This window comes from Vibrio sp. 10N.261.55.A10 (genome assembly GCF_041470825.1).
Classification (GTDB): domain Bacteria; phylum Pseudomonadota; class Gammaproteobacteria; order Enterobacterales; family Vibrionaceae; genus Vibrio; species Vibrio crassostreae_C.
Genome location: NZ_JBFRNC010000029.1, coordinates 167,487 through 178,211 on the forward strand (window position 1 = coordinate 167,487; position 10,725 = coordinate 178,211).

The 10,725-nt window shown below is 44.8% G+C and carries 10 protein-coding genes; all 10 read right to left on the minus strand.

The window, feature by feature from the left end; all coding sequences use genetic code 11:
• Positions 1–12: 12 nt before the first annotated feature.
• Entirely contained in the window at positions 13–324 is a 312-nt protein-coding gene (gene fliE, locus AB4274_RS09655) for a flagellar hook-basal body complex protein FliE (protein WP_017060684.1), read from the minus strand.
• Between the two features lie 132 nt (positions 325–456).
• Positions 457–1,866 carry a sigma-54 dependent transcriptional regulator gene (locus AB4274_RS09660; protein WP_017060685.1) on the minus strand — a complete coding sequence of 470 codons (1,410 nt, stop codon included), beginning with the start codon at positions 1,864–1,866 and terminating at the stop codon, positions 457–459.
• Positions 1,867–1,899: 33 nt separating this feature from the next.
• A complete protein-coding gene (locus tag AB4274_RS09665; RefSeq protein WP_017060686.1) occupies positions 1,900–2,940 on the minus strand; it encodes a PAS domain-containing sensor histidine kinase in 1,041 nt (346 codons plus the stop codon).
• 184 nt (positions 2,941–3,124) lie between these two features.
• Positions 3,125–4,591 carry a sigma-54 dependent transcriptional regulator gene (locus AB4274_RS09670; protein ID WP_017064122.1) on the minus strand — a complete coding sequence of 489 codons (1,467 nt, stop codon included), beginning with the start codon at positions 4,589–4,591 and terminating at the stop codon, positions 3,125–3,127.
• Between the two features lie 228 nt (positions 4,592–4,819).
• Entirely contained in the window at positions 4,820–5,230 is a 411-nt protein-coding gene (fliS, locus tag AB4274_RS09675; RefSeq protein ID WP_004736194.1) for a flagellar export chaperone FliS, read from the minus strand.
• 12 nt (positions 5,231–5,242) lie between these two features.
• Complete coding sequence (locus tag AB4274_RS09680; RefSeq protein ID WP_017060688.1) at positions 5,243–5,548, minus strand: flagellar protein FliT; 306 nt, start codon at positions 5,546–5,548, stop codon at positions 5,243–5,245.
• 3 nt (positions 5,549–5,551) lie between these two features.
• The gene (gene fliD / locus AB4274_RS09685; RefSeq protein ID WP_372111904.1) at positions 5,552–7,579 is read right to left on the minus strand and encodes a flagellar filament capping protein FliD; all 2,028 of its coding nucleotides are present in this window, start codon (positions 7,577–7,579) and stop codon (positions 5,552–5,554) included.
• 22 nt (positions 7,580–7,601) lie between these two features.
• Positions 7,602–8,027, minus strand: coding sequence for a flagellar protein FlaG (flaG, locus tag AB4274_RS09690; RefSeq protein WP_048661526.1), 426 nt, complete (start codon positions 8,025–8,027; stop codon positions 7,602–7,604).
• 81 nt (positions 8,028–8,108) lie between these two features.
• The gene (locus AB4274_RS09695) at positions 8,109–9,239 is read right to left on the minus strand and encodes a flagellin (protein WP_048661527.1); all 1,131 of its coding nucleotides are present in this window, start codon (positions 9,237–9,239) and stop codon (positions 8,109–8,111) included.
• A gap of 733 nt (positions 9,240–9,972) precedes the next feature.
• The coding region (locus AB4274_RS09700) for a flagellin (protein WP_372111907.1) at positions 9,973–10,725 on the minus strand (753 nt) is incomplete at its 5' end.

A 10,725-nucleotide genomic window follows, 5' to 3' on the forward strand; every position in this document is an offset into this window, starting at 1 on the left:
TAACTACCCAACTTATACCGGCATATTCATCAGCTCTTTGTACGATTCGACCAATTTATTTCTAATTTGGATCGTCGCCTCAAAAGCCACACTAGATTTATTACGAGCAATCATCACGTCCGATAGGGATACGCTTTGGTCGCCACTATCAAAACGAGCTTGAAGATCACCTGAGGTCTTTTGTAATGAGTTCACATTATTGATGGCATTAGTCAGCATGTTGCCAAAATCTGCACCGACCGCTTGCCCCGTTGCTGCGGGACGCGCGCTGGCAGCTTCGACCATCATTGCCTGCATTTCGCCTTGTAAACCATCTATTCTCATCTACTACCTCAGGAGTCAAAATTATGACCATCTATTTAGCTATATTATTGACAGAGCAATTAGCGTGCCACACATTTAATTGACTAGATATCGTATTACACTAGTCAGAAAGCTGACACTACTAATCTATCCTCAGTTTGGGATATCTATTCCAGCATCGCGCATTTTAGCCAACTTGTAACGCAGTGTACGAGGGCTAATGCCCAGTTTTTCAGCCATATCTTTGCGTCGGCCATTACATGCAATCAGGGTTTCAAGAATGATCGCATACTCTTGATCTCTAAGCTCATTACCTAACCCTTCGCTGCTAGCCGCGATTTTATTGATTGGGTTTGCTTCGGCAATAGGCTTAATTTCTGGCGCAGCTACGTCACTGCCTTCGACGATTTGTTGTAGGCTGCTTGCGTCTTGCCAATCGACACCTTCAAGAAGGATATGCTCACCAGAGATGTTCTCTTGTTCGCTCAATATTAGCGCACGCTGTACCACATTGTCTAATTCGCGAACATTGCCCGGCCACGGATAATTGACGAGTTTGCTGATCGCTTGTGCTGACATAACGGGTACAGGCATACCAAGTTTGGTGCAGTGGCGCTCAACTAAGTGCTTGGCTAAAGGCTCAATATCGCCTTTACGCTCGCACAATGGAGGCCAAGAAATTGGGAATACATTCAGGCGGTAGTATAAATCCTCACGGAAATTCCCTTCAGAAACATACTGTTTAAGGTCTCGGTTACTGGTCGCTAATACACGAACATCCAATTTGATGCTCTTACGACTACCTAATCGCTCAACTTCGCGCTCTTGCAAAACACGCAGTAGTTTGGCTTGTAGGCTAAGATCCATTTCACTGATCTCATCCAACAGAATTGTACCGCCCTGCGCTTGCTCGAATTTCCCCGGGCAAGCTTGAATAGCGCCAGTAAATGCGCCTTTTTCATAACCAAACAGGGTCGCTTCTAACATGTTGTCTGGGATCGCCGCGCAGTTAATCGCGACAAACGGGCCATCTTTTCGGCTAGAAGCATTGTGAATGTAGCGAGACATCACCTCTTTACCAGAACCACTCGGGCCCAACACCATGACGTTGGCATCGGTTTTCGCAACTTTATCAGCCAGCATCATTAGCTTGATACTTTTTTCATCAGCAACGATAGCGTCACCATTGTCATCCGACTTTACAGGCGCATAACGGCTGACCATGTTGAGCAGCACTTCTGGCGCAAATGGCTTTGCCATATAGTCGATAGCGCCCTCTTTCATTGCAGCAACGGCATCTTCGATGTTGGCGTACGCTGTCATTAGCAATACCGGCAAATTTGGCCAATGCTGCTTAATGTTTCTCAATAGTGCCAAGCCACCCATGCCCGCCATCTGCACGTCAGATACGACAATATCAACGGAGTTCGATTTTAATTTGACCAGAGCATCTTCCGCACAATCCGCTTCCAGCCATTCATAGCCAGCAAGCGCGAGTGTGTCGACAAGGGCTTCGCGTAGACCTTCATCATCTTCGACGATTAACACTTTGCTTTGAGCCATAGGATTCTCCAGTGTAAATTCAGTTAAAACTTATTAGTCTTCAGAAGAAGCACTTCTTTCAAGCGGTAGACACATGGTAAAGCATGCGCCGTCGCCTTCTTCTGATATCAATTCCAGTCGGCCTTCATGTGCTCGACATACCATTTGTACAACCGCTAAGCCTAGACCTGTACCTTGTGAACGAGTGGTAAAGAAGGGTTCCATTATTTTACCTTGAAGCTCTTTCGGTACGCCGGGGCCACTGTCTTGCACTGATATCTTAAGCTCGCCATTTACGGGCCTAAAAAACACATCGATCTGCGATTCCTTACCCGCAATTTGAACCGCGTTCAACACTAGGTTGCTTAACGCTGAGGCGATAGCATTGGCGTTGCCGAACATTTGAGTCTGTTCGCCCTCAACTTCTTGGCAATAATCAATCTGGTTAGTTTTCAATGCCGCTTCCACCATAGGGTGAAATTCAGTGATCAATTCAGCCACAGTAAATGGCTTAACGACTTTGTTGTCACCACCTTTGGCAAACAACAGCATGTCGTTCACTTGCTTCTCTAAGTCATGCAATCTATCCATAAGCTTAGATTGAAAACGCGTTTTTGTTGCCGGCGGCAGATTTGGCGCGGCAAGGTTTGATGCATACAGCATCGCACTTGAAAGCGGCGTTCGCACTTGATGGGCAAGCGAGGCCACCATTCTACCTAATGAAGACAAACGCTGAAGATCACTCACGCGAGACTGCAATAGTCGGGTCTCGGTCAGATCGGTAATCAAAATCAGCTGACCCGTGGTAGAGGCTGAAATCGCCAAACGCACTTTTCGCCCGTTCTTCAATGAGATCTCATGACCGTCATCGTCTTTTGGGTCAAAGGCACTTTGAATCACTGAAAACCACTTCTCACCAACCAACTCAACACCAAGAATACGATGCGCTTCAGGGTTCGCTTCTCTCACTTCGCCGTGTGTATCTAACAAGATAACCCCTGCTGGCATCACGTCGAGTACTTGCTTATAGCGCTCAACCTGCTGTTCAACAGAATCTAGGTGTGATTGATTTTCTGGTTCGTTAGATACGCGCATGTCAAAAATTTGCCTCAAATACTAAAACAGCCTGAGACGTACAACACGAGTCAGGCTATTTGCTATATTTATCACATAGTTAAGCAAGCAACAACTCGACTATGGTTTATCTGTTCACTTAGCTAGAGTTACCAAATAGCTAAAAAGTGTGTGCTAGTTTTTCGTTTTCATCGAAAACTGGACACTATCGCTGCAAGTTATATTTACGCATTTTTTCAACCAGAGTGGTTCTACGCATTCCAAGCATGTCAGCAGCACGAGCAACAATGCCGCCCTGCGCTTCCAACGCTTGATTGATCATATTCACTTCCATATCCGCGAGTAGCTCTTTCAAGTTAACCCCTTCTGGCGGTAACTCTTGAGGCGCATTAGCATTGTCGGCAATATCATCTTGCTGATCAAAACTGAAATCTTCTGAGAATAAGTCAGCAAGTGCATCACGCTCTTGCTCCTCTTCAGATCCAAAGCTATTAAACTCTGGCTGGAACTCAGGGATATCGCTGTATCGATATTTAGTTGGCAGGTGATTCACATCAACCAAGCTGTTTGGATACAAGATAACCATTCGTTCAACCAGGTTCGCTAGTTCACGAACGTTACCTGGCCAGTAATGCTCCATCAAAGAGTTGATAGCACGAGCCGTGAAACAGATAGGCATGCTGCCTTCCGCTTCCATTCGAGTCATCAGCTCTTGAAGCAACAGTGGAATATCTTCTTTACGATCTTGAAGCGCCGGCATTTCAATCGGGAATACATTTAAGCGGTAGTAAAGATCTTCACGGAACGAATCATCGTCGATCATATCTTCAAGGTTGCGGTGGGTTGCCGCAATCACTCTAACATCAGCTTGTATGGTGCTATTGCCACCTACACGCTCAAAGCATCGCTCTTGCAGTACTCGTAGCAGCTTAACTTGCATCGCCATCGGCATATCGCCAATTTCATCAAGAAACAGTGTGCCACCTTCAGCCAATTCAAAACGGCCTTTACGTGCGGTAATCGCCCCAGTAAATGCGCCCTTCTCATGACCAAACAGTTCACTTTCAAGCAAATCAGGTGGAATCGCGCCACAGTTTACAGGAACAAAAGGCCCTGAACGACGTTTAGAGTGATAGTGAATGTTACGCGCTACGACTTCTTTGCCTGTACCAGATTCACCAAGAATCAGCACGTTCGCTTCCGTAGAAGAGACTTGTTCAATTAAGTGACGTACTTCTTGAATGCCAGCACTTTGTCCTACTAGGCTGCGAAACAGGGTGTTCTTGCGTGCCGAAGACACAACTTGAACACCTTTGCGGCCTAAGAAGTCTTTACAGTGTCTTAATGCATCACTTAATTGCGGGTAGTTAAGAGGAAGTTCAAGCTCACCAACATAGTTAGTCAACTCGTCAACCGGGTGATTGTTTTTGCCAATCACCAGTAAAGGGATGTGATTGGCGTGAACAAGCTTCTCATTCAGTAATGCGTTGAAGCCTTTACCTTTAATGGTACCAATAATGCAGCCGGCCCACTGTAGTGACCAGTCAACTTTACGTGCTTGTTCAGAGCTGATTACTTCGCAGCTCTCTCCTACAAACTCTAATATTGTGCTTAAATTGTGACGATCTTGAGCGTTATCGTCGACGACAAGCAGTTTTGCCAAACCTTGCATAAGTAGGAATTATTGCCTTTATTTTGGTGCGATGCGGAAAAACGGTGAGCAACGTAGTCTATAAAACAGTGAGATGTATCAATGATTATGGTCTACGTGGACAAATTTAGGAAATCAGCAACGAAAAAAGCCATTAGGCTATCTAATGGCTTCTATTTTATTTGATTAAAAAAATAAGGCAACCAACCAATTAAGGGATATGAGATTGGTTAAAACTGCAATTTTTCTTTAAATACCTACGTCAGCGGACGTCAAGTTGTGATATTCGTTCGGAATTTGGTCCCAAGCGCTCTTAATTTCGCGAATAATATCGATAACATCATCAATAGGCTGTGGGTCATTTTTGTGATTTGCCGCAGAAATTTGCGTGATCATGAACTCATAAAGTTGATCTAGGTTTTTCGCAATATCGCCACCATCGTCCATAGATAAGCAACTACGTAGGCTAATAATGATATCTAGAGCCTTACCAAGTCGCTCACCTTTCACTGGGATGTTGCCTGCTTGCATTGCCGCTTTGCCTTGAATCAAACGCTCGATAGCACCGGCCATTAGCATTTGTACAATCTTATGCGGTGAGGCAGCCGTTAGCTGACTATCCACTGATACCTTTTTATATGCCTGTAAAGAACCGCGCATAGTAAACCTCTTCTATAAAAACTTTTTGTATTGTTGAACTGATTTAGCGCCGTGACGGTATTTATGTAGGGTCTTACCTACTCGACTCGTCTCAGACTGCATCAATTCGACTAATTTTCTGGTTCTGGTAATGGCTTCAAACCATTCAGAACTTTGCTTAACGTCGGGATGTGAGTCGATTATTTGAAGCACGTTTTGCAATAACTGTTCTCTGTTATCGACAAGCTGCGTTATTTCTTCAGCATTAATTTCACTAAATTCCAGTTTAGAGATAATTAGTTGATCGAGTTCACAAAGCTCTTGTAGCTGGCTATTCATCTATTAGCCCAACGCATTCATCATACTGCCCAGCTGAGATTGCATCTTACTGGTCGCATCTTGCATGGCTGTGAACTTAGAGCGGGTACGGCTCTCTAGGCTGTCCATGCGGCGGTCGAGCGCGCTTTGGTCATCAACCAAACGGTAGTTTTGCTCGACCAAGCTCTTTTCTCTAGTACGGATTGAACCCGTGATACCTGTGATACCTTGAATCGCATCTTCCACTTTTTTGGCGAAACCGTTGTTGCCACCAAAGAACTCACCCAACTTATCAAAGTTATTGTTGAGTTGACGGTCAAGCATATCGTAGTTGATTTCTAGCGAGCCTTGTCTTGTGGTGGTGATACCGAATTCAGTCAAAGACTTTAGATTGTCTGGCGCACCTTCGATACTTGATGAGAACACACCTTTTAATCGTGAGTCGGCGTTACGCACGGTACTGTCACCAGACAGCGGGCCTTTTTGGCCAGTCGTTGGGTCAACACCCGCCAAGTTTTTAGACACTTGGTAAAACTGATTATAAGAATTAACAAAAGCTTCAATGTCTTGGCGAACACTATTACGGTCGTACTCCACACCAATTTCTGCCGGCGGCTTATCTTTTGGCGTTTTTCCTTTCACCGTAATATCAATACCTTCAATGGCATCTTCAATCACATTGTTATTACTAGAGAGTTGAGCAACACCATCTAGGACAACCATAGAATCTTGGCCAGCCTGAACTTCAGTCATTCCACTATAGGTATCAAAAGATTGCTGTGCTTGTTCAAGATCTGCTTGCGCTTTATCGACCTTCTCTAAGAGCTCGCGCTCTTCGGGTTCTAATTTGGCACGCTCAATTTTCTTGGCTTGCTCTGCGGTGAGTTCGCCTTTTTGAACTTTCTCAGCCAACTCCGCTTTTTCTTGTGAAATCTTCTCTTCGATACGCGCTTGTTCCGCCTCAAGCTTTTGTTGGGCTTCTTTCGGTGTCACGTATGAATCGGTCAGAGTACCTGAGGCAGCATTTGACCACCCCGGCACATCGGGTGCCTTCTCTATCGCTTTTTCATCAAGCTCAAGTTCTGGTGTGTAGTAAGAATCTAAAAGCGTACCTGACGCGGTTTCAGTCCAGCCAGGGATATTATCTTCAGGCATCACAGACTTTGCCGCTTGAGCTGCGTCTAGGGCGGCTTGGCCGTCGGCGGCTGCTTGCTCACCGTAGCTGAGACTTTTAGAGTCTCCGTCAACATCTGAAGTAGAATCGGTTTGGGCTGCTGGGATGATATTGCCATCTTTATCGAGTGTTTCATTCGCATTTGGGTCATCGCTAGCGATCACTTCATCGATGAGTTCAACGGCTTTTCCTGCAGGGGTTAGAGCTAGAATATCTTGAGCAGCAACGCGCGCTTTCTCTAGCGCTTTAACACGTTCTTCAAGCGTTTTGTATTCGAGTTTTTTTAAGGGATTGGCAGCATCTGACTCAACATTAATGCTGATCTGCTGATCTGAACCAGACTGGTTCGAGGCAATAATAAGTCTTGGACCTTCGACATCGTTGATAATAGATGCACGAACGCCTGGGTTGCTATCTGCACCGTTGATACCACGAACAACTTCGATAAGTCTCGATCTGTCGCCAACTTGCACGTCAAAGCTGTCATCACCAAGCGAAACCTGCAGCTTACCTGGGCCAAATTTCATGTCCTCTGACAGTACATCAGAAGCCACTTTATGGCTTTGGGCAAGCTGCAACACATCGATGGCATATTTGCCAGCGATCGCTTCGGTAGTCGCGGTTGCAGAGACAAGCGCTTCATCGGTACTTTCCACTGTTCGCACAGCAAAAGCTTTTTCCTGACGAAAGTTTGTCATCAGGTTTTTCATCGAATCGAGGGATTCTCTGAGTCTTCCATAGGCACTAATGCTGGTATCGATTCGCGTTCGTTCATTGTCAATTCGTTGCTGTTTAGGTACACGCTCCGAATCAACAATTTTGCTGACCATGGAATTGATATCCATGCCAGACGAAATCCCCATTGGGCCAAAACTCATTAAACCACCTCAATAATACGACTTAAACCTTCACCTCAAATATTCGACTATTTGAGTTTTGGGCTGCTAGGCGTCTTAGAATTTCAAGCATTTCTTCATCGGGTATTTGGCGAATAATATCACCGGTTGTGGTCTCATAAATGGTCACCACATCCCTACCCGACTCTTCATCGACCTTAAAGGCAACACCCTTATTGAGGGAGGAGATAAACTCGTTTACCTTCTCCACCATTTTGACTCGCTCTTCATCATTTAGCTCTTGTCTATGTTGAGCTAATTGAATCGCTGCTTCGGTAGCTTCCTCTTTCGATTTCTCTACCTTGCCATAAGATGTTGCTTCTTTTAGTCGCGAAATACTCGACGCACTACTACCTTCATCGCTTGCAATTTTAATGCCATTAGGTGAGCCATAAGGCTGGATGTTCGATGCGTTGGATGATATTTCCATAACACTCTCCCTCCCTCCTTTATGAGCCATACAGTAAAACTCTACCCAGAGTAGAGTTTACCGCTACTTACCGAGGTAAGTTTAGCCCAATAAGCTTAGAGCTGCTGATGGTGATTGTTTTGCTTGAGCTAGGATAGAAGTACTCGCCTGTTGTAGGATTTGAGACTTAGTCATAGCCGTTGTTTCTTTCGCGTAATCGGTATCTTTGATACGGCTCTTAGACGCATTAACGTTTTCGTTAATGTTATCTAAGTTGCTAATTGCATGGTCAAAACGGTTTTGGAAAGCACCAAGAGATGCGCGGTTACTATCAACAGATTTTAGTGCGCCATCAATGATAGATACCGCTTCGTTTGCACCTGCAACCGATGTTACGTCGATATCGTTAACAGTAACGTCTTTACCTGCACCGATACCTAGTTCACCAGCAAGACTGCCACCGAACTCGACATCACCATCAACTTTTTGGCTTGAAGCGAAAAGTTGCAGTTTACCGCCTTCGCCTACCGACGCTTTAACATCTTGGCTTTGGCCGTTGATGTAAGTTGCTAGCTCTTCCATATCGTTGCCTTCCTTCGCAGAAATAGACAACTCTTGTGCTTCACCAAACTTATCGTTGTATTTGATTGTTAAGTCAGCACCAGCACCTACACGCCAAGAAGCATCTTTGCCTTCTGTAACGCCGTAGCTCTTACCACCCATGTCTTGAGTGTCGGTACGCATGTTGTTCATAGTCAGCATTACTGCTTCACCAGAATCTGCACCGATTTGGAAAGATTGGCTGCCGTAAGTACCGTTAAGAAGCTTATTACCACCAAAAGAGGTCGTTTCAGCAATACGGTTAAGTTCTGTATTTAGAGCAGAGACTTCTTCTTGGATCGCAACACGTTCAGATTTGCTGTTTGAACCATTTGAAGATTGAAGAGAAAGGTCACGCATACGTTGCAGAATGTTGGTTGACTCATTCATTGCACCTTCAGCTGTCTGTGCAATAGAGATACCGTCATTCGCGTTTTTCACAGCCATATCTAGGCCACGGCTTTGCGACGTTAAGCGGTTAGAGATTTGTAGGCCAGCAGCATCATCTTTTGCGCTATTGATTTTATAGCCAGAAGACAAACGCTCCATTGATTTTTGAGTACCTTCAGCCGCGCTATTTAGGTAGCGCTGAGCCGTCATTGCAGACACATTTGTGCTTACATTAATCGCCATAGTTGATCTCCTTTAGGCATTTTTAATGTACTTATGTGACTCTCACCTCACACAAATACATGTCAATTTTGTTTATGCACCAGTGTCTCTCTCACCTTACATTGGTACATATCATTTCTCTCAATCCCTTTAACGGCCCCTTAATTAGAAGCTTTAATAAAAAATGCGCTTTTTTTCATATTCTTTTCAACAACAAAGGAAAGTGTGATCGGGCTTCAATTAATAGGGCGACATTCGCTAAAGTTTCCCGTTTTCTTGATTATTGAGCGTGGTGTTGAATATAAAACCAAAAGAGATCCCTGAGATCTCGTTCTATTCGATTCTGGGATGACGATGAATCTTCTCATCGACCAATAAGTAACTCGTCACTCCCTAGAATGATAAGCGAGAACTAAACAAGTCCGCTCATTAAAAGTCAGATTCCTGATACCTCGTTTTACTCGGTTCTGGAATTACGAAAGGTAGCTTCGGTACAATAAGCGATGAAATTATCATTTCCCGATCCCGTCATTCCCTACAGTGAGGAACGAGCGTGATAGGGAATCTCGCTTTCGCTTCTGTTTACCCGCACTACACTTTTCCAAATACACCTTCACCAAATTTCAGGCAATAAAAAACCCAGCCGAAGCTGGGTCTGTTTAGCGCTCATCTCTCACCACGAGCTAATTTGTGGAAGCCTAACGTTAACGCTTATGATCAAAACTACTTATAGTCAACGTGGCCTTTCAATCGATTAACCTAGTAGGCTAAGTGCCGAGTTCGGTGCTTGCTTCGCTTGAGCAAGAATCGAGCTTGAAGCTTGAGAAAGGATCTGAGACTTAGTCATCTGAGTCGTTTCTTTCGCGAAATCGGTATCTTTAATACGGCTCTTAGATGCGTTAACGTTCTCGTTAATGTTGTCTAAGTTGCTGATAGCGTGGTCGAAACGGTTTTGGAAAGCACCTAGCTCAGCACGGTGGCTATCTACATACTTAAGTGCCGCATCGATAATAGCTACAGACTCTTGTGCGCCGCCAACTGATGTTACGTCGATAGTATCAACCGTTACGTCTTTGCCAGGTTGCATGCCTAGTTCGCCAGCCAGGCTGCCAGAGAATGCCACTTCGCCTTCAACCTTGTTGTTACCAGTAAACATTTGTAGCTTACCGTCTTCAGTTACAGACGCTTTAACAGAGTCTTGTTGACCGTTGATGTACGTTGCTAGCTCTTCGATGTCGTCACCCGCTTTTGCGCTGATGTCGATTTCTTGTGCTTGACCGAAGTTATCAGTGAACGACATTTTTAGGTCGTTAGAGCCTGCTTGAACGTTCCAATCTTTATCTTTCGCGTTCTCAGTTTGGTAGCTCTTACCACCCATCTGAGCGTTATCAGAGCGCATGTCTTTCAGTTGAAGCATTACCGCTTCACCGTTGTCTGCACCGATTTGGAATGATTTAGTACCGTGAGTACCGTTAAGCAACTTGTTGCCACCAAAAGACGTCGTTTC